Below are 26711 nucleotides of genomic sequence, written 5' to 3'. Positions count from 1 at the left end.
CCCAACGCATTGCCGTGACGCAGGGGATGACCGCGAGTGAGACTCAGCCTCCGAGATCCCGGGTCGAAAAACTCTCGGCCTTCGTCGCCGAGTTCGGCGCTCCTCGCGTACCCTTGGCGTAAATCCTCTCGCGAAACAGCTGGGCACGACGTGCGCTCCACCTGACTTTCTTATCGCATTGACGGTGATGAAGGACCCGCGACAGGTTCGTCGTCTTGCTGCGGCGATTGAGGCGCGCGGGACGTTGTTGAATCACCTGGACGAATGGCGTCCCGCCGTGAGCGAAGATGCTCCGTCAGGAATTCGCCAGCCTCGCGCAGGCGTTCCACGGCCTCATCGACCATCGCCTTGAGCGTGACGCGCTGGTCCGAAAACGCCTCGCGGGCGAGGCCTTCCTCGAATGCTTTCCGCGCGTGGGCGCCCAGCATCGGTTTCGCGCGCTCTGCCTCGATGCGTTCCGCGTCATCCAGAACCTTGTGCTGCTTCAGCCCGTCAACGATCGCCTGATTGCGCTGCTTGCGGCCCTTGTCCAAGAGATCGATCGCCAGGGCTTTGTAGGGCTTTTGGGAAACATCCTTCTCCACGCGGCGCCAAAGATCATTCTCGTTGATCGGCGTGCGATCGCCAAGCGCGCGCGAGCGTTGCACGGCGGCGAGAATTGCTCCCTTCGAAATGACGGTGTGGGTGCGCGCGGTGGCGCGGCTTGCCGACCCATTCCCGCAGGGTGTGCGGCGAGCAGCCGATCTTGGCGCCAATCGATGACATCGCCGCCTAGCGCGAGGCGTGGTCGCCCTCGTGTTCCAAAACCATCCGAACCGCGCGGGCGCGAACCTCAGGTGAAAATCTATTGGTCGTATTGCTCATGACGGCTCCATCCTACTTGGGAGTTGGAGCCTTCGGCAAACCCGGCGCGGTTCAGGCGGATTACACCTTAAAATCCAAGCCCCACTGGTCCCACAAATGGGGTCCACTTCACATGACCTATCTGTATCACGCCGACCAGAGAACCAGCTTACGCCCAAGCCAACCGTAGAAAAGATGAATGGCGACCCCGATGGCCGCGAGCACCACGATGGCCGCAAAGAATTCTGGCATTTCCAACATTGATGAATGATAGACCAAACGGGTTCCGATTCCGCTCTGCCCTCCGGCCATCTCCGCTGCAACCGCCGTCAAGAGACCGAAGATGGAGCCAACGGTCAGGCCGGCAAGAACCATTGGCAATGATTGCGGGATGCGGATTTTGAGAAAGACCTGAAGCGGCGTCGCCCCAAACGAACGCGCCAGGGAAATTCGCATTTCATCGGTACGGCGAAAGCCGGTTACCGAATTCAGCATGACCATCGGTCCCGCGGCCAAGGCCACAGCGACGATGCGCGGCTCCGGTCCAAAGCCAAGGCGCAAGATCAGAAGGGGAACCAGCGCAATCATTGGCGTTGTGACCAAGAGCACGATGTAGGGGGTGACGATCTTCTCGACGAACGGAAACTGGGTCACGATGATCGCGAGACTGAAGCCAATCGAAGCTCCGATGATGAAGCCTGAAATCAATTCGAACAGCGTTGTTGCGATATGCGGCAGCAGCGGCCAGAACCCGTGAACCAGGGCGGCGGTGATCGCACTTGGCGGCGGAAAGATATAGGGCGGCACATGCGCGAGCCGCAGACCCAGCTCCAGGCCGCCAATCAGCATCACGGCAACCGCGATAATGATGAACACCTCGTTGAGCGCCCGGCGGCGAAGCACGCTGGCGCCGACGGCGGAAAAGCCGGAAATTTCTGGAGCTTCGATCACGCTGTCGGCCATATTTTGTCTCCCTTAATAGGCAATCGCCCGGCGAATTCCGGCGATGAGGGTGAAGACTTCAGGCGTCGTCAAGACCTCGGCTGTGCGCGGCCTTGGAAGATTAATCTCGACAACTTTGCGGACACGACCGGGGCGCGGCGTCATCACGACAATGCGATCGGACAGCAACACCGCTTCTTCGATGTTGTGCGTCACCAGGATCATGGTCTTACCGGTCTCGATCCAAATATCTTGGAGCAACAGGTTCATGTCCTCCCGCGTAAAGGGATCAAGGGCGCTGAACGGTTCGTCCATCAGAAGCACCGAAGGTTCGGCGGCGAGCGCCCGAACGATGGAGGCGCGTTGTTGCATACCTCCTGACAGAGCCTTCGGAAAATGCCTTTCAAATCCCTCCAAACCGACCCGCTTGATGAGGCGGGCGATACGTTCCTTCGATCCATCCCTCTGGTCCCTCCGCAATTCCAGAGGGAAGGCGATATTTTCCGCAACTGTGCGCCACGGCAATAGGGTAGGCTCCTGAAAGATGCAGGCGATAGCCGGATGCGGCTTCAGGATTGGGTCGCCATCAAGCGAAACTGTCCCGCTGTCCAAGGCCTTGAGGCCCGCGATCGCCCACAGCAGGGTCGACTTCCCGCAGCCGCTCGGTCCGAGAAGGGACACAAACTCTCCCTCCCGAACCGAGAACGAAACGCTGTCCAAGGCTCTTACCCGATCTCTGCCGAAGTGATACGCCTTGGAGGCTGCCTGGACTTGGATCGAAAGCGTCACAGATACGCCACTGGGTTGCGGTTTCGAATTTCGGCGATATCCACGGCCCTATAAACGTCGGGCAACGGATAGGCTTCGGCCTGCGTCTTCAATGCCGCGTGGTCGAAATCGTTGGCATAGGCGATCAGGTCGTTCAGCACCACTTTTGACGCATCAATCGGCTTGGCAATGGTTCCGATCTTGAGCGCGACATCAAAGAATGCCTGATACTGGGAAATATCCTGATAGCCCCAGCCCTTGCTATCCGTGAACGGACCCCGAGTGACGTTGGAAAGCTGAACGATGTACTCGGTGCGTTGCGACGGCGTTCCGGATGCCGCGATGCTCGGAAACGCTTCGTCGACAATTGCCGCGGCGGCGCGAGGGTTGGCGTAGGCGAAGGCATAGCCCTTCGCCAAGCCACGGACATAGTCGGCATACAATTGCCGCTTGGCCGGATCCTTGAGCGCTGATTTCTTGACGATCTCGCCGTTAGCTGGGAATTTTGAGGTCTTGACCAACGACAGATAATCGAAGTCGAGACCTTTGGCGGTCCACTGTGAGCGCAAACCTTCCCATACCAGGGCGGCGTCTCCATTGCCGGCGGCCAGCGCTTGCGCCCAACCGGCCCCGGCTTCAACGGACGTCACCTTAGAGGGATCAACTCCAATCTGCGCCAGTTCGGCGTCGACAATCGGTTTCCAGCCGATGCTGCCGAGCAGAATGGACTTGCCAACCAGACCCAGGGGATCCTTGACGCTCTGGCCCTTGCGGAAGGCAAAGCTGAAAATGTCGACGGGGTGCTTGGCGAAGACGAAGGCGAGGTCGAGGCCCTTGTCGATCCCTAGCGCGAAAACGCCCGGAGCCGGCGAGCCAGAATCAGCCTTGTCCTGATCGACGAATTTAATGCTGGCGGCGCCGTCCTGCGGACCCGCCAGATAGTCCACCTTGAGATCGCCAAAAAAGCCCAGTTTCTCAGCAATTCGATAATGAAAATCGTCCGGTGTTTCGACGTAGCCGCGCGGGCTGATCCAGGTCAGTCGCTTGTCTGCGGCGAAGGCCGGGGCTCCCAAACCAGTCTGCAAAACGGTCAGCGTGGAGCCCAGGCCGGCGAGGCGAAGGAAACGACGCCGGCCGAGCGGGAGGAGATTGTTGATCGTCATGACTCTGACCCTTTGCAACCTTGTGAAGGTTAAAGTGGAGTGCGAAGGTAGTTGAGGAATTAATGTTTGGCGCAAAACGTTTTTGCGCTGTGCGACTAACCCTTGACGCTGATCGTGAAGAGAACCTGGCTTTGGTTGCGGTTTCCGCCAGGCGCGATGGCGGCCGTCGTCGTTCCAAGATTCCAGTATTTATAGGCGAGTGAAGCATTCCACTTGCCATATTGGTCCGGAATGAAGCTCAGCGGGATCGAGATCTGGGGGCCTCCGGCGAAGTAGCCGTAGCTCTGGCCTGCGTAGAACTTGCTACCTAGACCAAATGCGATAGGAATGGCAAAGTTGATCGGATATTTAGAGCCTGTAAAAAATGTGTAGTTCGGGCTGACGCCGGGCTCGAAATACCAGGCGTTCGGCTGAAGTCCAGAATGGGACTGTCCCGGCAGCTCGTAGAGAACGTTCAGATAAGGCTGCACCGAGAAGTTGGCGACGGTCAGCCCCGTGTCATCATAGGCCAAAGTGGCGTTGACCCAATTTCCGGGACCGTAGCCATGGCTGGGGGAAGCATAGTGATTGTATTTCGCGGTCAGCGTAAAGCGGTCCGCGAATTGAATTGCGAAGGATGGAATAAGGTCGATTTCAGTGAAATCGCGCTGAAAGCCGGTGTAGTTGGCGGAGGCCGGAACGCCAGCGGTGGTCAAGCTCGCCCAATATCCGATGCCCGCCGTGACGCTGTTGATGACCCCCCCGCCCTGATAGAGTTTGTAGTAAAGGTCGCCATAGGGCTCGAACACAGCGCCCTTTTTGCTGATGAACACGCCGCGCTCAACATAATAATTGGTCAAAAGCACACCCGCGTCCCACGAAAACGGTGAGGCTGGCGCAGGCGCGGTGATGGCCGCTTTGGTCGAGTCGCTGAGATCGGCGGCTCCGGCGAAGGACGAGGTGGAGATGGCCGCGACGGTCGCCAGACCGCCACGCAAGATGAGTGATTGGACTTGCGCCTTCATGAGTGAGCCGATGCCTCGTTGTTCGTTCATGGAGTGGGAGACGAACTCGCCTCCCACGATTTCCGCGGTTGAGAGACAGGTCGTCGGTCACCGCGAGGGCAATGATATATATATATAATATGAAGTCGATAGTTTTAATATAATTTATAACCACCAAGCTTCGGGTGTTGCGAGAATAGCACATCTCAGCGACCCGCTCTGGCTCCCCTTGGACGCCAGAGCGGGCGGCGGTCGCTCGGAGGTCATTTTCGCTTGTGATCTCACTAAAAATACGTTAATTGATAGACTTACTAGTTTTTGCATGGACCCGCTGCCGTCCCGGCAAAGGCCTGCCCGACGACCCGCGAAAGTTCGATCCCCCGTCCCTTGATGTAAGGAAGCGAGAGCATTGATGACCGTCGGCATATTGGGAGCCAGCGCGCTTGATCTTCCTGAGGCCGCCGAGGCGGCCAATCGCATCGCGCAGCCCCCCCACGAGAGATCGTCAAGTTCGGACGCGCCTCCGCCCGCCGCGTTGCGGCTTGAGGACATTTCCTTGTCCTTTGGTGGCGTCGTCGCCGTGGCCGATGTCGATCTCGTCGTGCAAGCCGGCGAAATCCGCGCAATCATTGGTCCAAACGGCGCCGGCAAAAGCTCGCTGATCAATGTCATCAGCGGAATCTATCAGCCCGACAGCGGCAGGGTCTGGATCGGCGGACTTGGTTTCGTTCAGACTCCAACCGAAAAACTGGCGCAGCTGGGCGTTGCGCGCACATTTCAAAATCTGGCGCTTTTCCCGGGGCTCAGCGCTTTCGACAATATTGCGATCGGGCGGGTCGCCGTCCGCCGCGCCAATTTCGTCGAGCAGATTATCGGCCTAGGGCGCGCGCGCCGGGAAAAAGAGGACGCCCGCGCGCGCGCCGAGGCGATCATCGAATTTCTCGATCTCAAGGGCGTCAGCCAGCGACTGGTCGCCACGCTACCTTATGGTTTGCAAAAGCGCGTCGAACTCGCAAGGGCGCTCGTCGCAACGCCGAAGCTTCTCCTGCTCGACGAACCCATGGCCGGCATGACCGCCACCGAAAAGCGGGAAATGGCGCAGTTCGTCCGCGCCGCGCGCGCCGAGTTCGGCATGGCCGTGGTTCTGATCGAGCACGACATTGGCGTCGTCATGGGACTCTCCGATCGGGTTGCTGTCCTCGATTATGGCCGCAAGATCGCCGACGGGACGCCAGCGGAGGTTCGCGCCGACCCGGTCGTCATCGACGCCTATCTTGGCGTCGCCCATGACCATGAACCGGTTGGAGCCGCCTGTGCTTGATTTCGATTACTCCTTCCTTGCCGAAGTTCTGGTCGGCGGCTTGCTGTCTGGCGTGATGTATTCACTTGTAGCGATCGGCTTCGTGCTGATCTACAAAACCTCAGGCGTCCTCAATTTCGCTCAGGGCGCGATGCTGCTGTTCGCGGCATTGACCTTTGTCAGCCTGGTCGAGCGGGGCGCGCCGTTTGCGCTCGCCTTGCTCATCACTTTCGCAATCATGGTGGCGCTGGGGATGGCGATCGAGCGCGTCGTGCTCCGCCCTCTGGTCAACAAGCCGCCGATCACGTTGTTTATGGCGACGTTGGGCTTGTCCTATGTCATCGAAGGCGCGGCCCAGCTGGCCTGGGGCACGCAGGTCCATGGCCTGGACCTGGGCATCGACGATACGCCGTTCGAAGTCGCGGGGATCTTGATCAGCAAGTTCGATCTGTTCGCCGCCGCCGTTGCCGCAACCATGGTCGCCTTCCTCACCGCATTCTTCCGCTACACGCGGATCGGCCTCGCTTTTCGCGCAGTGGCCGACGATCAGTTCGCGGCCTTCGCGGTCGGCTTGAAGCTTCCGCGCATATGGGCCACGGTCTGGGCTGCGGCGGGCGCCGTGGCGCTGGTCGCCGGGCTGCTGTGGGGCGCGCGACTGGGCGTGCAATTTTCGCTGTCGCTGGTCGTGTTGAAGGCTCTGCCTGTGCTGGTGCTGGGCGGGTTCGATTCGATCCTCGGCGCCATTGTCGCCGGCCTGCTCATCGGCGCCACCGAGAAACTCGCGGAAGTCTATATCGGCCCATTTTTCGGCGGCGGCATCGAGAGCTGGTTCGCCTATCTGGTCGCCCTCGCCTTCCTTCTCGTGCGTCCGGCCGGACTTTTCGGTCAAAAAATCGTCGAAAGGGCCTGAAACCATGTCAACTGCCGTTTTCGATCGCGCAGAAACGAAGTCCTGGCGGGTCCCCTCCTGGATCGGACCAATCGCGGTCCTCGCCGTCGCCTATGGCGTCATGCCCTTTATCGGGGGCGCCTATATTTTCGAAGCCATCCTGACGCCTTTCCTTGCCCTGTCGCTCGCCGCGGTCGGGCTCAACTTGCTGACCGGCTATGCCGGCCAGTTGTCGCTTGGATCCGCCGCCTTCATGGCGGTGGGCGCTTACGCCGCCTATAATTTCAATCTGCGCATCCATGAGCTGCCGCTGATCTTCAGCATTGCTCTAGGCGGGCTTTCCGCTTCCGCGATCGGCATCGCGTTCGGCCTGCCAAGCTTGCGATTGCGCGGTTTCTATCTTGCTGTCTCCACGCTCGCCGCGCAGTTTTTCGTCCAATGGGCGCTGACCAAATTCGGCTGGTTCTCCAATAACAACGCGTCAGGCGTGATCGACGCGCCGCCCCTCTCCATTCTTGGCGTCTCCTTCGATGACCCCGTTGGGCGCTATCTGTTCGCCTTGACCGTTGTAACCGTGCTGACGGCGCTCTCCTATCGGCTGGTTAACACGCAAACCGGACATAATTTCATCGCAGTGCGCGATAACGAACTTGCCGCAAGAGTGATCGGCATCCCGATTCTGAAGACCAAGCTGCTCGCCTTTGGAATTTCGTCCTTCATCATCGGCGTCGCCGGCGCGCTCTGGGCTTTCGCTTATTTGCGAACGGTCGAGCCCGCCGGGTTCAACCTCGACCGTTCCTTCGAGATTCTTTTCATCATCATCATTGGCGGGCTGGCCTCGATCCGTGGCGCGTTTTTCGGCGCCGCGCTGATCGTGGTGTTTCCCCTCATCCTGTCTCGCGTCGGCAGCTTACTGCTTGGCGGCCACTTCGATTCGGGCGTTCTCGACATGAGCCAGCGCATCGTTCTGGGCTCGCTCATTATCGTCTTCCTTATCGCCGAACCGGACGGCCTGACGGCCCTCTGGGACCGGCTAACGAAAGGGTTTAGCCGAACCAGCCGACAACAGCCTCAATGACCATGATCCCCTTCCTGTTCGCCCCTTGGAGACCTGCCGTGTCATATTTTGGAAGCCTGCGCACCATCGCGCGAACCGCCGTTTTGGCGATTTCGTTCGCAATTCCGATCGCCGCCCCGGCCAAGGCCGCCGAGCAGTATTTTCCGTTGCAGAGCTACCGCGTCGGCCCTTATGCCGCCGGCGGCACAGGCTTTTTTGGCGGCTTCATCGATTATTTGAACCTGGTCAACATCCGCGATGGCGGCGTCAATGGCGTGAAGCTGACCTGGGACGAATGCGAGACCCAATATGAGGTCGAGCGCGGCGTCGAATGCTACGAGCGCCAGAAAAGCCACCCCGCGATCGCCGCCTGGAATCCGCTCTCGGTCGGCATCGCCTACGCGATGATCGATCGGATCGCGCAGGACAAGACGCCGCTGATCACGATCAACCACGGCCGCACCGATTCAACCGACGGGCGCGTCTTTCCCTATGTGTTTCCGCTGCTCCTGAACCCCTATAGCGAAACGTCGGGCATTATCAACTATATCGCCGGCAAGGAGGGCGGCCTGGACAAGCTCAGGGGCAAGAAGATCGTCGTGCTCTATCACGGCTCTCCCTATGGCAAGGAGACGATCCCGATCTATGAATTGCTGGCGCAGAAATACGGGTTTACCGTGTCTCAGATCGAAGTGCCGCATCCTGGCAACGAGCAACAGGCGCAATGGCTGACCATTCGCCGCGAAAAGCCAGATTTCGTCGTGCTGCGCGGCTGGGGCGTGATGAACCCGGTGGCGTTGAAAACGGCGCAAAAGACCGGCTTTCCGGTCGACCATATCGTTGGCAACGTCTGGTCCAACTCTGAAGAAGACGTAATCCCGGCAGGCAGCGCCGCGAAGGGATATGTCGCGATCACTACCCAGGCTTCGGGCGCCGAATATCCCGTGCTCCAGGAGATCATCAAGACGGTCTATGGGGCCGGCAAGGGCAATCTGGATGACAAGAAGCGCATCGGCAGTGTCTATCACAATCTCGGGATCGTGAATGGCATTCTGAATGTCGAGGCGATCCGCATCGCCCAGGAGAAGTTCGGTCACCGCACTCTCACCGGCGATGAAGTGCGCTGGGGATTCGAGCACCTCAGGCTCGACGAAGTCCGTGTAGCGGCGCTGGGGGCCAAGGGGCTGTTCCATTCGATCAACGTCACCTGGGACAATCATGAAGGCGACGGTCGCGTGACTTTCCAGCAATGGGACGGCGCCAAATGGAAAGTCGTGTCCGACTGGATTTCTCCCGATTGGGCCCTGTTGCGCCCGATCATCGAGAAATCCGCAGCCGCCTATGCCGCCGAGCACGGAATCACGCCACGCACCGCCGCCGACGCGGAAACGGCAAGCCGCTGAACTCGTTTCAAAGGGCCGGCGGTTCGCGCGCTGGCCCTTTTCCTCCAGACAGATCGCGACCTTTCGCAGGAGTTCCACGTTCCATGTCGCAAGGTGAAATCCAACTCGTCGTCGACCGCCTCGAGGCGGTTTACAATCATGCGATCGTCGCTCTGCATGGGGTCAGCTTGACCATTCGCCGCGGGGAGATCCTCGCCTTGCTCGGAGCCAATGGCGCCGGAAAATCGACGACGCTCAAGTCAATCTCGAACCTGCTCCAGGCCGAGCGCGGCCAGATCACCAGGGGGTCGATCCATTTCGAAGGCATCGACGTTTTGCGCACCAGGCCCTCCGACCTTGTGCGCCATGGTCTGGTGCAGGTGCTGGAGGGGCGCCATTGCTTCCGCGCGCTCAATGTCGAGGAAAACCTGGTCACCGGCGGACTTGGGCGCGGTTCGAGCCGCGTCGAGATCGTCCAGGATCTCGAGCGGGTCTATTCGATTTTTCCTGGTCTCAAGGCGAAGAGGAGGGAGACATCCGGCCTCACTTCCGGCGGCGAGCAGCAGATGACCGCGATCGGGCGAGCATTGATGTCGAGGCCCCGCCTGCTCGTTCTCGACGAACCCTCCATGGGTTTGGCGCCGCTGATCATCAGGGACATTTTCCGCAAGCTCAAATCCCTGAATGAGTCGGAGGGGCTGTCGATTCTTCTCGCGGAGCAAAACTCCACAGTCGCTCTCCAATATGCCGACAGGGCGACGGTTCTGGAAAATGGCGTCGCCGTGCTGGAGGGCGCAGCCGAGGTCTTACGTAATCGCGACGACGTCAGGGCATTCTACCTTGGGGAACGTACTGTCTCGGACGAGGGATCCGTCTCAGCTGATCGGGCGGTGGACAATCCGCGCGCTTTCGAAACCATCGCCTGACACAAGACCCAATTGTTAATCGGCGCGGCAGCGTTACCACTCAGGCGCCAACTAATTCAACGTCTTACGACGTCGATCGCCATCCAGGCCCCACGCCGTTTCACACTCGCATGAGCAGCCAACATGAGCAAAATCAAACTGGTTTCGATTTCGGGAAGTCTGAGCAATCCGTCGCGCACGCGGGTTCTGGTCGATACGGCGGTCGAGGAGATTTCGCGCCGCCTGCCGGTCGACAGGATCGCGATCGACATCGCGGAGCTTGCGCCCGATCTCGCTGGCCTGATCGATTACAAAAAAATTCCGCCGCGCGTCGGCGCGGCGCTTGCCGCGATCACCAGCGCCGATCTGCTGGTCGTCGGCTCGCCGGTCTACAAGGGCTCGTTCACCGGCTTGTTCAAACATTTGATCGATTTTCTCGATCCCGGCGCGCTGGTCGGCGTTCCCGTGCTTCTGACGGCCACGGGCGGCAGTGATCGCCATGCGCTGGTGATCGAGCATCAACTGCGGCCGCTGTTCGGCTTTTTCCAGGCGCTGACCCTGCCGACCGGCGTTTTCGCGAGGGACGTCGATTTCGAGAACTACCGCCTGAATCGGCCCGAGGTCGAGGCGCGGCTGCGCCAGGCCGCCGACGAAGCGGCGGCGCTGGTCTTGCGCCGCCTTCCGGTCGCCGTCTGAGCGCCAGCGCTTTCCCGCGACTTGTCGCCAAAAATTTGAGGAGTTTTCCGTGACCGTTCATGACATTCGCAGCGCCATTCCCGACACAAGGGATCTGAAAGCGCGGTTCCAGCCGCTGTTCGACCGCATCGCCGCCGGCGCGATCAAGCGCGAGCGCGAACGCATCCTGCCGTTCGAGGAACTTTCCTGGCTCAAGGAGTCCGGCTTCACCGCGCTGCGGGTTCCGGTCGAATATGGCGGGCTTGGCGCGACGCTGCCGCAATTTTTCGATCTGCTGATCGACCTCGCCGCCGCTGACACCAATATCGCCCAGGCTTTGCGCGGTCATTTCGCGCTGGTCGAGGATCGTCTGGTCGCCCCGCGCAGCGAAGGCGAGGTCTGGCTCAAGCGTTTTGGCGCCGGCGAGACCGCCGGCAATGGCTGGACCGAAATCGGCGCGGTCAAGATCGGGGACACCAACACCAAGGTCACGCCGCAGGGCGAGAATTTTCGCGTCGACGGCGAAAAATATTATTCGACCGGCGCGATCTTCGCCGATTGGATCGACACCTATGCGACCCGCGCCGACAGCGGCGCGCCGGTCATCGCCATCGTGTCGACCCATCAGTCCGGCGTCGAACGTCGTGACGACTGGAACGGTTTTGGCCAACGCCTGACCGGCACCGGAACCACGCTCTACAAAGGCGCGACGGTCGAGGCCGAAGGGCTGATCCCGTTCGAGACCCGTTTCCGCTATCAGACCGCCTTTTATCAGCTGGTGCTGGATTCCGTGCTGGCCGGCGCGGCGCTGGCGGCGCTGCGCGAGGTTTCGGTTCTGGTGGGCGAGCGCAAGCGCGGTTTTTCGCACGGCTCGGGCGGTCCGGTTCGTCATGATTATCAGGTGCTGCAGGTGGTCGGCCGCGCCCGCGCCTTCGCTTTCGCCGCCCGCGCCGCCACGATCGAGGCCGCCCGCGCCGCGCAACGCGCCTATGAAACCTCGCAAGGCGCCGACAAGGCCGCCGATGACGCCGCGAATGTCGAGGCGGAACTCGCTTCCGCCGCGGCGCAGGTCAGCGGCGCCGAGCTGGCCTTGCGCGCGACCAGCGATCTGTTCAACGCGCTGAGCGCCTCGGCCTCGAATGAAGCGCTGGCGCTTGACCGCCATTGGCGCAACGCCCGCACGGCGGCGAGCCACAACCCCTTGATCTATAAGGAGCGCGTGCTCGGAGATCATGCGGTCAACGGAACCGAGCCGGTCTATGTCTGGCAGATCGGCGCCGTCGCCGGCTGACATCTTTTTCCTGCCCGCCCCTCGCGCGGCGCGCGAGGGCTTGCGGCGATCACGAGGCGCATCAATGAGCACGCAAAAGAAACGCATTATTCTCAACGCTTTCGATATGACCTGCGTCGGTCATCAGGCGGCTGGGACCTGGCGCCATCCCTCAAGCCAGGCCTCGCGCTACAATGATCTCGAATATTGGACCAATCTCGCGATCGAGCTCGAGCGCGGCGCGTTCGATGCGCTATTCATCGCCGATGTGGTCGGGGTCTATGACGTCTATCGCGGCTCGGCCGAGGCCGCGCTCGAAGACGCCGCCCAGGTGCCGGTCAATGATCCGTTCGGCGCCATTTCCGCCATGGCGGCGGTGACCAAAAATGTCGGGTTCGGCGTTACCGCGGCGGTCACCTTCGAGCATCCCTACCTGCTCGCCCGCCGCCTGTCGACGCTCGACCATCTGACCAAGGGCCGCGTCGCCTGGAATGTGGTGTCGTCCTATCTGAATTCGGCGGCGCGCAACATCGGACTCGACAATCAGATCGAGCATGACGCACGCTACGATCTCGCCGATGAATATATGGAGGTGGTCTACAAGCTGTGGGAAGGCAGTTGGGAGCCGGGCGCGGTGCTGCGCGACAAGGAAAAGGGCGTTTTTACCGACGCGTCAAAAGTTCATCCGATCCAGCATGACGGCAAATATTTCAAAGTGCCGGGCTTCCATCTGTGCGAGCCCTCGCCCCAGCGCACGCCGGTGATCTTTCAGGCCGGCGCCTCTTCGCGCGGTCGCCGTTTCGCCGCCCGCCACGCCGAGGCGATGTTCATCCTCGCCACCTCGCCGGAAACCGCCAAAAAACTGACGGACCAGATCCGCGCCGAAGTGCAGGCCGCCGGCCGCGAGCCCGACGCGCTGAGAATTTTTACCCTGCTGACGGTGATCACCGGCGCGACAGACGAGGCGGCGCAGCGCAAATATGAGGAATATCTGTCTTACGCCTCGGCCGAGGGCGCGCTGGCGCTTTATGGCGGTTGGACCGGGCTCGATTTCTCGTCGCTCGATCCTGACACGCCCTTGAGCGCGGTTGAAAACGACAGTCTGCGCACCACGCTGGAATCGCTGGCCGCCGACGGCGACGACTGGACGGTGCGCGACGTGATCCGCAAGCGCGCCATCGGCGGGCTTGGTCCGGTGCTGGTTGGCGGTCCGCGGAAAGTTGCCGACGAGCTCGAGCGTTGGGTCGATGAAGGCGGAGTCGATGGTTTTAATCTCGCTTATGCGATCACCCCGGCTTCGACCACCGATTTCATCGATTTCGTCGTGCCGGAGTTGCGCAAGCGCGGCCGCGCGCAAAGTGACTATGCGCCTGGCCTGTTCCGCGAAAAGCTTCTGGGCGACAAGGACGGTTGGGCGCGCAAAAGCCATCCGGCGGCCTATTGGCGCGAGTATTATGTCGGGCGCGAAAGCATCGCCGACGCCAGCCGCGGCCAGCGTTTCGAGCATCGCGACGCCGCCGAATGAGTTTCTTGCGACGGAGCCATATTGGCGCCGTCGTTTTGTCTTCGCTTTTTGGGGTCATCGATCACAAGCGTTGCGACGGACAAATTACGGCGCGTCGCCGAGATAGATGCGGTGCAGATCGTCGCGCGCGGCAAGCTCCGAGGCAGGCCCCGACAGGACGACCTTGCCGGCGTCGAGCACATAGGCGCGATGGGCGTGCTGCAGCGACAAGGCGGCATTTTGCTCGGCGAGCAGAAAGGCGACGCCGCTTTCGCGATTGAGCCGTCGAATGATCGCGAAAATTTCCTGCACAATGCGCGGAGCAAGCCCCATCGACGGCTCGTCGAGCAGAACCAGACGCGGCCGCGTCAACAAAGCCCGCCCGATCGCCAGCATTTGTTGCTCGCCGCCCGAGGTCAGGCCGGCAAAGGTTTTGCGCTTGTCCTTGAGCCTGGGGAACCAATCGTAGATCGCCTCGAGGCGGGCGCGAAGCTCGCGGCGTCCTGGCCGATGCAGAAAGGCGCCGGCGAGCAGGTTCTCCTCGACGGTCAGATGCGGAAAGACATGGCGGCCTTCGAGCACATGGACGAGGCCGCGCGCAGCGAGTCGGTTGGCGGCGACGCCGATGGCGTCCGCGCCGTCAAACAGGATCCGGCCGCGTCGCAAGGCGGCGCGGTCAAGAGCGGCGAGGCCGGAGATCGCCTTCAAAACCGTGCTCTTGCCGGCGCCATTGGCGCCAAGCAAGGCCACGATTTCATGGGCGCCGACGTGAAGCGATATGTCGGAGACCGCGAGCTGCGCGCCGCCATAGGCGACCTCGACGCTCCGGACTTCGAGCAGGCCCGCCGCGTTGGCGGCGGGCGCAAGCGGGGCGAGTTCTGTCATTTTTCCTCCCTGCGCAACGCTCGAAATCGTGCGGGGGCGCTCATTGCGCGATGGCGCGCAGGGCGACGCCATGGTCTTTGGCATAGGTTTGAGCCTTGGCGTCGATCAAAGGCCGCACCGTGTCGCGATCAGCCTTGATCCAGTTGCTGACCAGCGTCCACTTCTGGCCGTCCCATTGTTGGACGCGCACCGAGCCGCCGCCTTCGTGGTCGGTCGGCGTCAGCTTGAGCGTCTGGGACAGGCCGTCAAAACCAGCGCGCTTCAATTCGGCGTCGTCAAGATCAAAATGCTCAAGCGCCCATTGCGGTCCCGGGTGCGCTGACACGTATCCGTTTTGATCAAGCGGCTTTTGGCTGCCATTTTCGGTTGGCGCGCAGCAAGTCGTTTGCAAGCACGATCAGCTTTCGCATGATCGCCGTGATGGCGACCTTCGCGGGCTTTCCAGCGGCGATGAGCTGTCGGTACTTCGCTTTCAGGTCAGGATTGAACCTTATGGCGACGAGGGCGAGCATGTAGAGGGCGGTCCGGACGTTGGCCCGGCCGCCGCGAATGAAGGCGCGGCCGGTCCAACGTCCGGACTGCCGCGCAATCGGCGCAAGGCCAGCCAGGCTTGCGACCTGGCCCTGTTCGAGAGAACCGAGTTCCGGCATTTCGATGAGCAAGGCGAAGGCCGTGACCTTCGAGATCCCCGGAATGCTCGTCACGATTGCAAAGCGATCGGCCAGATTGGCGTCGGCTTCGATGATCTCGACGATTGCGGCCTCGATCGCCGCGATCTGGCGCTCGATCTGTTCGAGACGCCGAGCGTTGTGGCGCTTCAGAAGCGACAAGGTCAGCGCCTTGGCGCGGTTCTTGGCGGCGGTTCGATCTTTCACCAAGGCTTCGCGCGCAAGGTGAAGCTCCTTGAGTTCGAGCAAGATTTCGCTGCGGGCCGGACGCGTCTCCAACTCCAGCAACGCGCCCATGCGCGCCAGTATGGCCGCGTCGAGGCTGTCGGTCTTGGCGAGCTTGCCCGTCGCCTAGGCAAAGCGGCGCGCCTGCCCCGGATTGACCTTGGCGAAAGGGACGTCGGCGGCGCCCAGCGCGCGCTCCAGCGCTTGATGGTAAGGGCCGGTCGGCTCAAAGACGACGCGCTGGACAGGCGTTTGCGCCAGCCATTTGATCAGCGCCTTGTGGCCGCCTTTGTCGTTGGCGAAACGCCGGCTCGCGCCGTCGGCCAGCCGGTGGGCGTCGAGATGGTCTTTCGAGACATCGACGCCGATGGTATCATTCTGCATCTTTTCCGCGCCTCTGCTTGTCATCCGGGGCTCTCCCCCAGGTATCCGTTCAGGCCAAAGGAAAAGACGAGGGCGATCAAACTCCAGATCGACCCGTCAAACCGTCGGCATAGCCTCGATCCGACCCTCGCCGCTGGGAGAGGGCAGCTACCCGATTGTGTTTTGTACATTATTTGGCGACGCGCAGTTGGTGAGCCCACGATTTCACTGCTGTCCATGCCGGAAAGGAAACGGAAGCGCCACCGTGTCGCCGCTTACGGAGATCATTCCCGATCACGTCGCGCCGGAGCGGCTTTATCTGGAGACGCGCTGGGCCTCGCTCGTTTCCTATGCCGGTGCGGTCGGGATCATGGGCGACATCCTGCCGATCGAAGCTGGCGTTAACGCCACAACGGTGCGGCGGCATGTCCTGCGGGTCGCCGAGCGCACCGAAGCAGAACTGCCGAAAGACCGATGTTCTTTCATAGAGGGCGGTCCATTGGATTGGGAGGCGTTGCCAATCCCGGACGGACGCATCGTCGTCGGCCCTGATGGCGGCTATGTCCGCGATTGGACCGAGAGGAAGAGCAATTTCGAAATCATTGTCGGACGTTCGATGCCGGAGGACGGCTCCTCTCGCTATGTCGGTTTCGTCCATGGTTTCGATCGGAAGCCGAAGCGCCGTCTTGTCGATATGCTGGAAAGCCGAGGAATGCAGGCGAATCAAGACATCACTTTCCTGACCGACGGCGGCGAAGAGGTTCGGTCGCTCACGGAGAGCATCAGCCCTTGCAGCGAGCATGTTCTCGACTGGTTTCACATCACCATGCGAATAACTGTGCTCGGCCAGTTTGCGAAAGGCGTCGCGCAATACGACGAGGAGGCTGGCGCCCGTCTGATAGCGGATCTCGATCGAATTAAATGGAAATTATGGCACGAAAATACGAGCGGCGCCCAAGATGTAATCGAAGACTTTGCGGGAGACCTCTTCAGTCTCGAATCGGACTATCCAAATCTGCGCAAATTCGTCACCGCCGCCCGCGAATTCGCCGTCTATATCGCCTCGAACACGGCCAGCCTCATAAATTATGGCGAACGGTATCGATCCGGCGAGCGCATTTCCTCGGCTTTCGCGGAGGCGACGGTCAACGCCGAGGTGAGCAAGCGGTTCGCCAAAAAGCAGCAGATGCAATGGACCCGGCGCGGCGCGCATCTTCTCTTGCAGACCCGCACCCGGACGCGCGACGGAACGTTGCGGCCAACCTTTGAACGCGGGTTTCCGGGACTGGCCGGCAACAACACGGATAGCGCTATTCAGGCCGAAGCGGCGCGACCGCCCCACACTTTGGCGTGCTCCCTCGCGGACCTGGGTCCAGAGTGACTTTTTTGCGCGAATCGCGAAGCGATCCAGCGGAAACCGTATGAGATCGAAAACCTTCGCCGGCGCCCCGTCGCGATGTCACACCGCGTGGGTCGGAACTCTCGCTTACATACAAGAGGTAAAAAGAACTTTCTCGATAGAATTAGTTGACTTACACGTATTAAAGACGCTAATTAGCTATCGCAGAAGCGAAAATTACCCGAACAGGGTTTTCGCCGTTCTGTGGCGGCTCAGCCGGATGGCGGAGCGCCGCTTGCAGGGTCCTTTGCCCTCAGGCTTGCCTTTTGGAACGGGCCGCGCCCCAGGGAACCTCGACCATGACTTATCTCGATGCTTCGCTTGTTCGTTACGCCAAATTCAAGATCGAGCCCCATTCGCCGCTGATCGGCGCCACGGTTCACGGGGTAGACCTTTCAGACGTTTCGGAAGAAGCCCTGCGCGCCGACTTGCGGAAGGCGTTGGCGGAATTCCAGGTGCTGTTTTTCCGCAAGCAGACGCTGACGCCGGAGCAGCATGTGGCTATCGCGCGTGTCTTTGGTGATCCGGAAAAAGCCAAGGCGTTTTTCCCGCGCCTTAACGGGTACAATGCCGTCGAGATCATCGAAACCGCGCCGAATGTGCCACGCTATGGCGTCGATCAATGGCATTCGGACATCAGCTTCTACCACAACCCGCCGACTGGCACGGTTCTCTATTCACGGAAGATTCCACAACTCGGCGCCGACACGGTCTGGGCGAGCGCAACCCGCGCCTATGAACTGTTGCCGGAAGGCCTGAAGACCTGGCTGGAGACGCTCGAAGCCGTGCACAGCTTCGAGCATAGCGGCTGGCCGGCTTATTTCGACCAGATCGAAAACGGCCGCGACCTTTACGACAAGGCGCGCTCGGAATACCTTCCGGTCGTTCATCCGGTCGTGCGCACGCATCCGGTGACGGGCAAGAAAATCCTCTACGTGAATCCGAATTTCACCGACCGCGTCAAGGGGCTTTCACGACAGGAGAGCGACGGCCTCCTCACGCTTCTGTTCGGCTTGTTCGAGAAGCCGGAAGTGCAGGTCCGGCTGCGCTGGGAGCTGGACACGGTGGTGATCTGGGACAATCGCGCCACGGTGCATTACGCCGTAAACGATTATGTCGGGGAGCGCCTGCTGCATCGCGTCACATTCGGCGAAGACAAGGCGTTCTGAGTCATTTGGCGGGTCCCGTCCCCTGTCGGACGGGACCCGCACACGACGAAAACCGCCGTCGTGATGGAACAGACGATACGCGGCTGGCGCTCCGGGCGAGGCCAAGGCCAAAGCCAGCTACGCCCAGATAGCGATCCATGGGGGGGTGGCTGACCTGGATTGGTATGCTTGCTTTCAGGCGGCCTCCTGGCGGCGCGTGAAGTAATCATTGATCTCGCCCTAAAGCTGCTTCAGGCGATCTTGCGGGATCGCGCAGATTCCCTCATAGGCTTCGGTGAAATGGACACGCTCGTGGTCGAGCGCGAAGGGCTGTAACCGCCCCTCCGCGACCAAGTCGTCGTAAAGCAGCGATCCCGGCAGCGGGCTGTAAATGCTTCAGATCCAGCGATCAAGATCCAGTTCCTTGGCCAGTTCGAACGTCTGGCGTACATCGTCCTCGTCTTGGCCGGGAATACCGATCATGAAGAAGGCGAACATGCGGACATGCTGACTGCGATGGTCGCCAATGCGCCGCCGGCAGCCCGGCGGATGACCGGCTCCTCACCCCAGTGAGGGCTCCTGCTGACGACATCGAACGTCTGCCCCGGGACGGATGGAAGGGCGGCGATCGACACGGTAAGTTCGGTGGTTCCCACACGGGCTGCAGTTGACGACTTTATCCAGGGCCAAAGTGGAGGCCGGCGCGCGCATCGCCCAGACCTATATTCTCGGGCGGTTGCGCCGACAGCGCACATCATCAAAAGCGACACCGAAGCCATCGCCGTGGCCGTAAAGCTCGCCGTCGAATTCGAGCTTGGAGTGACGCGTCACGTCGCCGCGCCTGCAACCTGCGGCATTGGAAGCAAAACAGCGCGGCGTCTGCACCATATGCAGCAGATCATTTTTTTGAATCATAACAAATATATAGAGTTTCACTTGGCACGCGCCTTGCTCATTGGTCACCACTGCCGCGGCGCATGCTCGTCGCCGGTTCTTAAGCGTCTCAACCGACGTGACAGAGACCGGCGCGCCCGATGTTCGGGATGAAGGCGCGATCCACAGGCCGGGAATGGAGTTGCGCATGAAGTCCGTCTGGCAAAAGTTTGCCCTCTCACATATCGCCGCGCCCTCCCGCGGGCTTGAGGCCGATGCCGATTTAGAGACGCGGTTTTTCGACTCTAACCCGACTTTTTGCGCGCTAAATTCCTAGTTATTCTATGTATTAAATAATATTATTACGCACATTTTCACCTTCGCATCCGCCACGCAAAAGCCCGAGCATTTCCGCCCCAAACCTTAGAAAAGGCATCCCATGAACCGCTTATCCTCCGGCCTGCCGCGGCTCAACGGCCTGACCGCCGTTCTCCTCACGCTCGGCCATAAATGCAGGAACCTCGGCGCGACGGCCGCCGCCGCAGCGCCCAATCACCGCAACACCCAAAATCAGGTCCTGTTTTCGCTCGACTGGACGTCCTGAGCGCCCGCCGACGCCCGTACAGGCGTCGGCCAAATAATCTGTCCGAAAATCGCGAGACCAGCCATGACCCGCCAAATCCGCTTCAACGCTTTTGAGATGAATTGCGTCGGCCATCAATCGCCCGGCCTGTGGCGCCATCCGCGCGACCGCTCCTGGCAATATAAAGACCTCGAATATTGGACTGACCTCGCCAAATTGCTCGAAACCGGCTTTTTCGACGCCATCTTCATCGCCGACGTCATCGGCTATTATGACGTCTATAAGGGCAATCTCGACAATGCCTTGCTGCAGGGCGTGCAGATCCCCGTCAATGATCCGCTCCAGCTCGCCAATCCGATCGCGCTGGCGACCGAGCATCTTGGCATCGGGATCACCGCTTCGACCTCGTTCGAACATCCCTATACATTCGCGCGCCGGCTTTCGACCGCCGACCACCACACCAAGGGGCGGGTCGGCTGGAACATCGTGACCTCTTATCTCGAGAGCGGCGCGAAAAACATCGGCCAGGGCGGCTTGCGCACTCATGACAACCGCTATGACGTCGCCGCCGAATATGTCGAGGTGCTGTATAAATTATTCGAAGGCTCGTGGGAGGAGGGCGCGGTCTTGCGCGATCGCGAGCGCGGCGTTTTCGCCGATCCAGCCAAGATCCACGAGATCGGCCACAAGGGCAAATATTTTGAGGTTCCGGGCTATCATTTATGCGAGCCTTCGCCGCAGCGCACCCCCGTGCTGTTCCAGGCCGGCGCCTCGGGCGCAGGAAAACAGTTCGCGGCCGGCCATGCCGAATGCGTGTTCATTTCGACGCCGCTGAAGGACGCAACCCGCGCCTATGTCGCCGAAATCCGCCGCCGCGCCGCCGAACAGGGCCGCGATCCGCGCAAAGTTCTGGTCTATGCGATGGCGACCATCATCGTGGACGAGACCGACGCCAAGGCCCGCGCCAAATATGAGGATTATGCCCGCTACGCCTCCTATGACGGCGCGCTGGTGCTGATGTCGGGTTGGACCGGCATTGATTTCGGCCATTATCTGCCCACCGACACGGTGCGCAAGGTCGAGACCAATGCGATCATTTCCGCGGTCGAACATCTCGCCGAGGGCGACAAGGCCTGGACGATTGAGGAGTTGGCGCGCTGGGGCGGCATTGGCGGTCTGGGACCGTTGTTCGTCGGCTCGCCCTCGACCATCGCTGATCTTTTGCAGGACTGGGTCGAGGCGACCGATATCGACGGATTTAATCTTGCCTATGCGCTGGCCCATGACAGTTTTGCCGATGTGATCGGCTATGTCGTGCCCGAGTTGCAGCGCCGCGGCGCCTATGCCTCCGGCTATCGCAACGGCACCCTGCGCGAAAAACTGTTCGGCGACGGGCCTTATCTGCCCAAAACCCATCCCGCTGACCGCTATCGCGATATTGAGCGCGTCAAGCGCGAACAGTCCGCGCTGCACGCCGCGAAACAGGCTGAGCCGCAAGACGCATGAACGACTGGCGCCCTTCCCTCACAATTGAGTGACACCATGACCGCCGCCGCCTTGTCCGCGCTTGACGTCAAAAATATTTCGCTTTCCTTCAAGGGCGTCAAAGCGATCTCCGAGCTTAGTTTTCGCGTTGAAAAAGGCGAAATCTGCGCGCTGATCGGCCCCAATGGCGCGGGAAAAAGCTCGCTGCTCAATATCTTGAATGGTGTTTACGCCCCCGACAGCGGCGAATTCATCTTCGAGGGCGAGCCGCTGCGCGACATTCACCCGCTTGAGGCGGCGCGGCGCGGCATCGGTCGCTGTTTTCAGAACAATGCGCTGTTTTCCGGCATGAGCGTCATCGACAATGTCATCGTCGGCCTGTCGCGTCACGCCCGCGCCTCGCTGATCGAGGAGGCGCTCGGCTTGCCGCGCGCCCGCGTCCAGGCGCGCGAATTCCGCGCCCGGGCGCTCGAAACGCTCAAACTTTTCGATTTGGAGCGTCACGCCGAAGTGATCGTGCGCGCTTTGCCTTATGGCGTGCAGAAAAAGGTCGAACTCGCCCGGGCTCTGGTCGGCGGTCCGCGCCTGTTGCTGCTCGACGAACCGCTCGCCGGCATGAACGCCGAAGAAAAACAGGAGATCGCGGCGATCATCGCCCGGCTCAACCGAGATCTCAAGCTCACCATCATCTTGATCGAGCACGATCTCGGCATCGTGCTGAAGCTCGCCGACCATGTCGTCGTGCTCGATTACGGCAAAAAACTCGCCGATGGGCCGCCCGACGCGATCCGCGACAATCCCGACGTCATCGCCGCCTATATCGGCGCGCCGCATGGAGAACTCGCCGCATGAGCGCCTTTCTCGAAACCCTGATCGGAGGCCTGCTCGCCGGCACGATGTATTCGCTGGTCGCGATCGGCTTCGTGCTGATCTACAAGGCTTCGGGCGTTTTCAATTACGCGCAGGGCTCGCTCTTGCTGTTCGCCGCCCTGACTTTTGCGACGCTGACCGATCAAGGCGCGCCATTCATCGTTGCGCTTGCTGTCACCATCGCGGCTCTGGTCGTCGTCGCGGTCGCCATTGAGCGCCTGCTGTTGCGCCCGCTCGCCAATCGCAGTCCGATGACGCTGTTCATGGCGACGCTCGGCCTCTCTTATATTGTCGAAGGGACGGCGCAGGGCGTGATGGGCTCGCAAATTCGCGCGCTGGACATCGGCCTCGAGGACCGCCCGATCTTCCTCGGCGACATTCTGATCAGCCAGTTCGACCTCGTCGCCGCCGGCGTCGCCGTGGTTCTGGTCGGCGCGCTGTCGCTGATGTTCGACCGCACCCGGATCGGAATCTCCTTGCGGGCGGTCGCCGACGACACCCGCGCCGCGCTGTCGATTGGCGTCGACATCAATCACATCTGGCGCATCGTCTGGGCGGTCGCCGGTCTGGTCGGGCTCGTCGCCGGCCTGTTGTGGGGCTCGCGCCAGGGCGTGCAATTCTCGCTGTCGCTGGTGGTGCTGAAGGCGCTGCCGGTGCTGATCATCGGCGGCTTCACCTCCATCATCGGCTCGATTGTCGGCGGGCTGATCGTCGGCGCCGCCGAAGCTCTCGCCGAAACCTATCTCGGACCGTTGCTCGGCGGCGGGATCACGCCCTGGTTCGCCTATGTGCTGGCGCTGATCTTTCTGTTCATCCGACCCGCCGGCCTGTTCGGCGAACGTCAGATCGAAAGGGTTTGACCATGTCCGACATCGCCGCGCGCGGCGCGCCCCGCTTGCTGGCGCGCGACCCAGCGCGAAAACCCCTTTGGCTCGCAGCGGCCGTGATCGGCGCGCTGCTGGTCGCAGCCCTCCCCCTTGTCGCCTCCGAATATTGGCTCGACGCCATTGTCGCGCCGTTCCTGATCTTGTCGCTGGCCGGGCTCGGCTTGAATCTCTTGACCGGCTATGCCGGCCAGCTGTCGCTGGGATCCGGCGCCTTCATGATGGTCGGGGCCTATGCGTTTTTTGCTTTCGCCTTGCGTGCGCCGGAGCTGCCGGCGCCGCTCGCTCTGATCGCCGCCGGCCTGATTTCGGGCGCGACCGGCCTGCTGTTCGGTCTGCCCGCCTCGCGCATAAAAGGCTTTTACCTGATCGTCAGCACGCTGGCGACGCAGTTCTTTTTCGGCTGGCTGTTCTTGAAATTTCCGTGGTTTTACGACGGCGCCTCGTCGGGGACCATTGCGCTGCCGCACGCCCTCAGCCTGTTCGGAGTCGATCTCGGCGGCGCGCGCGGACGCTATTATGTCGTGCTGGTCGTGGTCGCGGCGCTGACCGCCCTCGCCGTCAATCTGGTTCGCGGCCAGACCGGGCGCAATTGGATGGCGGTCCGCGACATGGACACCGCTGCGGCGGTCGTCGGCGTGCCGACCGGAAAGGCCCGGTTGCAAGCTTTTGCGGTGTCGAGCTTCATCCTCGGCGTCGCCGGCGTCTTATGGGCCTTCGCCTATCTCGGCTCGGCCAGCGTACAGAGTTTCGATCTGACCCGCTCCTATCAGATCCTGTTCATCATCATCATTGGCGGTCTCGGCACGATCCGCGGCGCTTATTTCGGGGCCGCCTTCGTCAGCCTGCTGCCGCTGGCGCTCGACTGGCTGTCGCAACGCCTGTTCGCCGGCCATGTCGACGCCGGCCTGTTGCAAAATTTCCAGAAGGCGATTTTCGGTGTGCTGATCGTCTGGTTCCTGATCCGCGAACCGGAAGGCCTGGCCCGCCTGCTGCAGCGTCTGGTCGACGCGCTCGGCGCCAGATTTTTCCACCCCCGTTCCTGATCCTCCCCGTTGGTCCTCATGGAGAAGAAAATGAGAAACTTCTTGATCGCCGCGCTGATGGCCGGCGTCTCGTTCGCCGCGCTGCCGGGCGCGCCGGCACAAGCCGAAACCGCGCAATATGTGCCGCTGCCGACCTATCGCGTCGGCGCCTATGCCTCGTCGGGTGAGCTGTGGTGGGCCGGCGAAAAGGATTATTTCCGCTATATCAACGAGGTTGAAGGCGGTGTCGACGGCGTCAAGATCAGTTATGAGGAATTCGAGACCGAATGGAGCCCCGACCGCACCGTCGAGGTCTATGAGCGGGTCAAGGCCGGCAAGGACGGCTCGCCGCTCGCCTTTTTCTTCACCCATGGCACGCCCGCGACCTATGCGCTGCTGGAAAAAGCCGCCGTCGACAAGATCCCGCTGATCGATCCCGCGGGCGGCAAGACCGAGACCGTCGACGGCTTGGTCTTCCCCTATGCCTTCCCGCTGCTGTTCAGCTATTACAGCCAGGCCTCGACCGGCATCAATTACATCGCCCAGCGCGAAGGCGGTTTTGAAAAGCTCAAGGGCAAGAAGATCGCGACCGTCTATCACGACAGCGCCTATGGCCGCGCCAGCCAGCCGGCTATCGACTTGCTGGCGAAGAAATATGGTTTTGAGAATATCCAGATCCCGGTCGCCGATCCCGGCGTCGAGCAATCGCCGCAATGGCGCCAGATCCGCGAGGCCAAGCCCGATTGGGTGTTTTTGCGCACCTGGGGCGCTTCGACGCCGGTCGCGCTGAAGACCGCGGCGCGTTTCAGCTTCCCCGCCGACCACATCATCGGCGACGTCTGGGCGGGCTCCGAATCCGACGCCATTCCCGCGGGCGCCGCGGCGATCGGCTATTCGGCGCTGGCGCCCTATCCGGCCGGCGGCGATTTCGAGATCCATCGGCGGCTGAAAAAAAATATTCTGGATCAGGGCAAGTCGGATCTGCGCGATCCCAAATATTTTGGCGCGGTCAATTATAACGTCGGCCTGGTCAACGCCGCTCTCGCGGTGGAGGCGCTGCGCGTCGGCCACAAGAAATTCGGCGCAAGGCCGCTGAATGGCGAAGAGGGCCGCTGGGCCTTCGAACATTTGTCGATCGACGACGCCCGCCTCAAGGACATCGGCTTTTACGGCCTGCTGCAGCCGATCCGCATCACGCCGGAAGATCATGAAGGCGGAGGAGCGGCGCGCATCCAGAGCTGGGACGGCCAGAAGTGGGTGCTGAAGACCGATTGGATCAAGGCCGATCACGCGCTGCTCGACCCGCTGATCCGCCAAGGCGCCGAGCTCTACGCCAAGCAGCACGGCATTGCCGTGCGCAATCCGGCGACCGAAGCCGGTCCCAAATGAGCCGAACCGACCCCTCCCGCCGAAAGGGCGCCGCCATGTCCAGATTTATGTCCTCGCTGCTCGGCGCCGCCGCGCTCGGCCTCGCCCTGACGGTCAGCGCCGGGGCCGCCGAAACCACTCCCGGTCCCGACAGCAACAAGCAATTTTTTCCGATCGCCAGCTATCGCGTCGGCCCTTATGCCGCCGCCGCCACCGCGATCTGGGCCGGCCGCATCGATTATTACCGTTATATCAATGACGTCGAAGGCGGCATCAACGGCGTGCCGATCGTATGGCGCGAATGCGAGACCGAATGGACCGCCGAGAAGGGCATCGAATGCTATGAGCGCTTCAAGAAAGGTCTGAACGGCGCGCCGGTTTCGGCCTATTTCCCCAACGGCGCGCCGGCCGCCTATGCTCTGTCCGACCGCGCCGCGCAAGACCAGATCCCGCTGGTGACGCTGGCCTATGGCCGGACAGAAGCCACCGACGGTCGCGTCTTTCCCTATATTTTTCCGGTTGTCCTGACCTTTTATTCCGAGGCCTCGGCGTTGGTGAATTATATCGCCGAACGCGAAGGCGGCTTCGACAAGCTCAAGGGCAAGAAGATCGCCACCGTCTATCACGACAGCGCCTATGGCCGCGAAACGCTTGATCCCCTCGCGCTGCTAGCCAAAAGATACGGCTTTGAAAATATTCAGATTCCGGTCGCCGATCCCGGCGCCGAGCAATCGGCGCAATGGCGCGAGGTGCGCGAGAAAAAGCCGGATTGGGTGTTTTTGCGCACCTGGGGCGTCTCGACTCCCGTCGCAATCAAGACCGCTGCACGCTTCGGCTTCCCCGCCGACCGCATCATCGGCGACGTCTGGGCGAGTTCGGAAGGCGACGTGCTGCCGGCCGGCGACGCCGCCAAGGGGTTTTTGGCGCTGACCCCCTATCCGGCGGGAACGCAATTCGACATTTTGCAGCGGATCAAGAAAGAGATCGTCGACAAGGGCAAATCCGACCTGCGCGATCCCAAGGCTTTTGGCTCGGTCTATTATAATTCCGGCCTGCTCGACGGGCTGCTCTCGGTCGAAATCGTTCGTCAGGCGCAGAAACAATTCGGCAATCGACCGATCGCCGGACCGGGACCGCAATGGGCGCTTGAGCATTTTGATCTTGACGACGCCGAATTGAAGCGCGCTGGTTTTGACGGCCTGTCCCAGACGCTCAAGCTGACGCCGACCGACCACGAAGGCGGCGGCTCGGTGC

Annotated in this window: 26 protein-coding genes and 3 pseudogenes; 18 read left to right on the top strand and 11 right to left on the bottom strand. The window is 61.3% G+C overall.

The genetic code is table 11. The annotated features are described in order from the left end of the window. Nucleotides 1–170 precede the first annotated feature (170 nt). From CCR94_RS00645 to CCR94_RS00620, 6 genes and pseudogenes are all read right to left on the bottom strand, one after another. Nucleotides 171–533, bottom strand: a complete 363-nt coding sequence (locus CCR94_RS00645) for a hypothetical protein (protein WP_158254555.1) — start codon at nt 531–533, stop codon at nt 171–173. Between the two features lie 175 nt (nt 534–708). After that, nucleotides 709–864: pseudogene (locus CCR94_RS00640) on the bottom strand (transposase); the annotation flags it as partial. 126 nt (nt 865–990) lie between these two features. Then, nucleotides 991–1806 (bottom strand): ABC transporter permease, encoded by an 816-nt coding sequence (locus CCR94_RS00635; RefSeq protein WP_104505961.1) that lies wholly within the window; start codon nt 1804–1806, stop codon nt 991–993. Nucleotides 1807–1818: 12 nt separating this feature from the next. Next, nucleotides 1819–2574, bottom strand: coding sequence for an ABC transporter ATP-binding protein (locus CCR94_RS00630; RefSeq protein WP_244593879.1), 756 nt, complete (start codon nt 2572–2574; stop codon nt 1819–1821). Further along, on the bottom strand, nt 2571–3716 hold the full coding sequence (locus CCR94_RS00625; RefSeq protein WP_104505960.1) for an ABC transporter substrate-binding protein: 1146 nt from the start codon (nt 3714–3716) through the stop codon (nt 2571–2573). Before CCR94_RS00625 ends, CCR94_RS00630 begins: the two co-directional genes overlap by 4 nt. 95 nt (nt 3717–3811) lie before the next feature. Next, complete coding sequence (locus CCR94_RS00620) at nt 3812–4720, bottom strand: hypothetical protein (protein ID WP_206605744.1); 909 nt, start codon at nt 4718–4720, stop codon at nt 3812–3814. 391 nt (nt 4721–5111) lie between these two features. On the opposite strand from CCR94_RS00620, the gene CCR94_RS00615 reads away from it, so the two are divergent. The 8 genes from CCR94_RS00615 to CCR94_RS00580 all read left to right on the top strand — a co-directional run bounded on the left by CCR94_RS00615 (nt 5112) and on the right by CCR94_RS00580 (nt 13702). Beyond that, nucleotides 5112–6020, top strand: a complete 909-nt coding sequence (locus CCR94_RS00615; protein WP_104505958.1) for an ABC transporter ATP-binding protein — start codon at nt 5112–5114, stop codon at nt 6018–6020. Further along, nucleotides 6013–6909 carry a branched-chain amino acid ABC transporter permease gene (locus tag CCR94_RS00610; RefSeq protein ID WP_104505957.1) on the top strand — a complete coding sequence of 299 codons (897 nt, stop codon included), beginning with the start codon at nt 6013–6015 and terminating at the stop codon, nt 6907–6909. Before CCR94_RS00615 ends, CCR94_RS00610 begins: the two co-directional genes overlap by 8 nt. A gap of 4 nt (nt 6910–6913) precedes the next feature. Beyond that, entirely contained in the window at nt 6914–7966 is a 1053-nt protein-coding gene (locus CCR94_RS00605) for a branched-chain amino acid ABC transporter permease (protein ID WP_104505956.1), read from the top strand. 65 nt (nt 7967–8031) lie between these two features. Then, complete coding sequence (locus CCR94_RS00600; RefSeq protein ID WP_425332299.1) at nt 8032–9348, top strand: ABC transporter substrate-binding protein; 1317 nt, start codon at nt 8032–8034, stop codon at nt 9346–9348. 83 nt (nt 9349–9431) lie between these two features. Next, nucleotides 9432–10253, top strand: coding sequence for an ABC transporter ATP-binding protein (locus CCR94_RS00595; protein ID WP_104505955.1), 822 nt, complete (start codon nt 9432–9434; stop codon nt 10251–10253). Nucleotides 10254–10376: 123 nt separating this feature from the next. After that, nucleotides 10377–10928, top strand: a complete 552-nt coding sequence (msuE, locus tag CCR94_RS00590) for an FMN reductase (protein WP_104505954.1) — start codon at nt 10377–10379, stop codon at nt 10926–10928. Between the two features lie 49 nt (nt 10929–10977). Then, entirely contained in the window at nt 10978–12198 is a 1221-nt protein-coding gene (locus CCR94_RS00585; RefSeq protein WP_104505953.1) for an acyl-CoA dehydrogenase family protein, read from the top strand. A 64-nt stretch (nt 12199–12262) separates the two neighbouring features. Then, nucleotides 12263–13702, top strand: coding sequence for an LLM class flavin-dependent oxidoreductase (locus CCR94_RS00580; RefSeq protein ID WP_104505952.1), 1440 nt, complete (start codon nt 12263–12265; stop codon nt 13700–13702). Between the two features lie 84 nt (nt 13703–13786). On the opposite strand, the gene CCR94_RS00575 is transcribed toward CCR94_RS00580, so the two are convergent. The 3 genes and pseudogenes from CCR94_RS00575 to CCR94_RS00565 form a co-directional block, all read right to left on the bottom strand. After that, entirely contained in the window at nt 13787–14566 is a 780-nt protein-coding gene (locus tag CCR94_RS00575) for an ABC transporter ATP-binding protein (RefSeq protein ID WP_104505951.1), read from the bottom strand. Between the two features lie 40 nt (nt 14567–14606). Beyond that, the gene (locus CCR94_RS00570) at nt 14607–14891 is read right to left on the bottom strand and encodes a hypothetical protein (protein ID WP_193938403.1); all 285 of its coding nucleotides are present in this window, start codon (nt 14889–14891) and stop codon (nt 14607–14609) included. A 13-nt stretch (nt 14892–14904) separates the two neighbouring features. Beyond that, nucleotides 14905–15843 (bottom strand): annotated as a pseudogene (locus CCR94_RS00565) (IS110 family RNA-guided transposase). A 139-nt stretch (nt 15844–15982) separates the two neighbouring features. Here CCR94_RS00565 and CCR94_RS00560 point away from each other — a divergent pair. The 3 genes and pseudogenes from CCR94_RS00560 to CCR94_RS25565 form a co-directional block, all read left to right on the top strand. Continuing rightward, nucleotides 15983–17203: pseudogene (locus CCR94_RS00560) on the top strand (ISKra4 family transposase); the annotation flags it as partial. Between the two features lie 317 nt (nt 17204–17520). Beyond that, nucleotides 17521–18390, top strand: a complete 870-nt coding sequence (locus CCR94_RS00555) for a TauD/TfdA dioxygenase family protein (protein WP_104505950.1) — start codon at nt 17521–17523, stop codon at nt 18388–18390. 168 nt (nt 18391–18558) lie between these two features. Further along, nucleotides 18559–18705: a hypothetical protein gene (locus CCR94_RS25565; protein ID WP_206605743.1), complete on the top strand. Its 147-nt coding sequence runs from the start codon at nt 18559–18561 to the stop codon at nt 18703–18705. Nucleotides 18706–18848: 143 nt separating this feature from the next. Here the strand turns inward: CCR94_RS25565 and CCR94_RS26485 are convergent, their stop codons facing one another. Together CCR94_RS26485 and CCR94_RS24275 are read right to left on the bottom strand one after the other, a co-directional pair. Continuing rightward, nucleotides 18849–19124 (bottom strand): DUF5372 family protein, encoded by a 276-nt coding sequence (locus CCR94_RS26485; protein WP_425332298.1) that lies wholly within the window; start codon nt 19122–19124, stop codon nt 18849–18851. Further along, nucleotides 19090–19452: a hypothetical protein gene (locus CCR94_RS24275; protein ID WP_146089771.1), complete on the bottom strand. Its 363-nt coding sequence runs from the start codon at nt 19450–19452 to the stop codon at nt 19090–19092. The genes CCR94_RS26485 and CCR94_RS24275 overlap by 35 nt, the downstream gene beginning before the upstream one ends. A 229-nt stretch (nt 19453–19681) precedes the next feature. Between CCR94_RS24275 and CCR94_RS24865 the strand changes: the two genes are divergently transcribed. From CCR94_RS24865 to CCR94_RS00515, 7 genes are all read left to right on the top strand, one after another. Then, nucleotides 19682–19846, top strand: coding sequence for a hypothetical protein (locus tag CCR94_RS24865; RefSeq protein ID WP_158254554.1), 165 nt, complete (start codon nt 19682–19684; stop codon nt 19844–19846). 63 nt (nt 19847–19909) lie between these two features. Further along, entirely contained in the window at nt 19910–21331 is a 1422-nt protein-coding gene (locus tag CCR94_RS00540; protein WP_104505948.1) for an LLM class flavin-dependent oxidoreductase, read from the top strand. Between the two features lie 36 nt (nt 21332–21367). Continuing rightward, entirely contained in the window at nt 21368–22162 is a 795-nt protein-coding gene (locus CCR94_RS00535) for an ABC transporter ATP-binding protein (RefSeq protein WP_104505947.1), read from the top strand. Continuing rightward, complete coding sequence (locus CCR94_RS00530; RefSeq protein ID WP_104505946.1) at nt 22159–23040, top strand: branched-chain amino acid ABC transporter permease; 882 nt, start codon at nt 22159–22161, stop codon at nt 23038–23040. Before CCR94_RS00535 ends, CCR94_RS00530 begins: the two co-directional genes overlap by 4 nt. Nucleotides 23041–23042: 2 nt before the next feature. After that, a complete protein-coding gene (locus CCR94_RS00525) occupies nt 23043–24110 on the top strand; it encodes a branched-chain amino acid ABC transporter permease (RefSeq protein ID WP_104505945.1) in 1068 nt (355 codons plus the stop codon). Between the two features lie 30 nt (nt 24111–24140). Then, nucleotides 24141–25478, top strand: a complete 1338-nt coding sequence (locus CCR94_RS00520) for an ABC transporter substrate-binding protein (protein ID WP_104505944.1) — start codon at nt 24141–24143, stop codon at nt 25476–25478. A 35-nt stretch (nt 25479–25513) separates the two neighbouring features. After that, nucleotides 25514–26711: ABC transporter substrate-binding protein (locus CCR94_RS00515; protein ID WP_206605742.1), on the top strand; the 1198-nt coding region annotated here is incomplete at its 3' end.

This window comes from Rhodoblastus sphagnicola (assembly GCF_002937075.1).
Classification (GTDB): Bacteria; Pseudomonadota; Alphaproteobacteria; order Rhizobiales; family Beijerinckiaceae; genus Rhodoblastus; species Rhodoblastus sphagnicola.
The sequence above is the reverse complement of the archived record's forward strand: the minus strand, read 5'-3'. Positions and strand labels throughout refer to the sequence as shown.

Excerpts from the sequence above, each read along its gene's own strand:
- CCR94_RS00635 (WP_104505961.1), bottom strand. The coding sequence starts at position 1,806 with ATGGCCGACAGCGTGATCGAAGCTCCAGAAATTTCCGGCTTTTCCGCC.
- CCR94_RS00625 (WP_104505960.1), bottom strand. The coding sequence starts at position 3,716 with ATGACGATCAACAATCTCCTCCCGCTCGGCCGGCGTCGTTTCCTTCGC.
- CCR94_RS00620 (WP_206605744.1), bottom strand. The coding sequence starts at position 4,720 with ATGAAGGCGCAAGTCCAATCACTCATCTTGCGTGGCGGTCTGGCGACC.
- CCR94_RS00615 (WP_104505958.1), top strand. The coding sequence starts at position 5,112 with ATGACCGTCGGCATATTGGGAGCCAGCGCGCTTGATCTTCCTGAGGCC.
- CCR94_RS00605 (WP_104505956.1), top strand. The coding sequence starts at position 6,914 with ATGTCAACTGCCGTTTTCGATCGCGCAGAAACGAAGTCCTGGCGGGTC.
- CCR94_RS00595 (WP_104505955.1), top strand. The coding sequence starts at position 9,432 with ATGTCGCAAGGTGAAATCCAACTCGTCGTCGACCGCCTCGAGGCGGTT.
- msuE (WP_104505954.1), top strand. The coding sequence starts at position 10,377 with ATGAGCAAAATCAAACTGGTTTCGATTTCGGGAAGTCTGAGCAATCCG.
- CCR94_RS00580 (WP_104505952.1), top strand. The coding sequence starts at position 12,263 with ATGAGCACGCAAAAGAAACGCATTATTCTCAACGCTTTCGATATGACC.
- CCR94_RS00575 (WP_104505951.1), bottom strand. The coding sequence starts at position 14,566 with ATGACAGAACTCGCCCCGCTTGCGCCCGCCGCCAACGCGGCGGGCCTG.
- CCR94_RS00555 (WP_104505950.1), top strand. The coding sequence starts at position 17,521 with ATGACTTATCTCGATGCTTCGCTTGTTCGTTACGCCAAATTCAAGATC.
- CCR94_RS26485 (WP_425332298.1), bottom strand. The coding sequence starts at position 19,124 with ATGTGCGCTGTCGGCGCAACCGCCCGAGAATATAGGTCTGGGCGATGC.
- CCR94_RS24275 (WP_146089771.1), bottom strand. The coding sequence starts at position 19,452 with ATGCGCAACTCCATTCCCGGCCTGTGGATCGCGCCTTCATCCCGAACA.
- CCR94_RS24865 (WP_158254554.1), top strand. The coding sequence starts at position 19,682 with ATGAACCGCTTATCCTCCGGCCTGCCGCGGCTCAACGGCCTGACCGCC.
- CCR94_RS00540 (WP_104505948.1), top strand. The coding sequence starts at position 19,910 with ATGACCCGCCAAATCCGCTTCAACGCTTTTGAGATGAATTGCGTCGGC.
- CCR94_RS00535 (WP_104505947.1), top strand. The coding sequence starts at position 21,368 with ATGACCGCCGCCGCCTTGTCCGCGCTTGACGTCAAAAATATTTCGCTT.
- CCR94_RS00530 (WP_104505946.1), top strand. The coding sequence starts at position 22,159 with ATGAGCGCCTTTCTCGAAACCCTGATCGGAGGCCTGCTCGCCGGCACG.
- CCR94_RS00525 (WP_104505945.1), top strand. The coding sequence starts at position 23,043 with ATGTCCGACATCGCCGCGCGCGGCGCGCCCCGCTTGCTGGCGCGCGAC.
- CCR94_RS00520 (WP_104505944.1), top strand. The coding sequence starts at position 24,141 with ATGAGAAACTTCTTGATCGCCGCGCTGATGGCCGGCGTCTCGTTCGCC.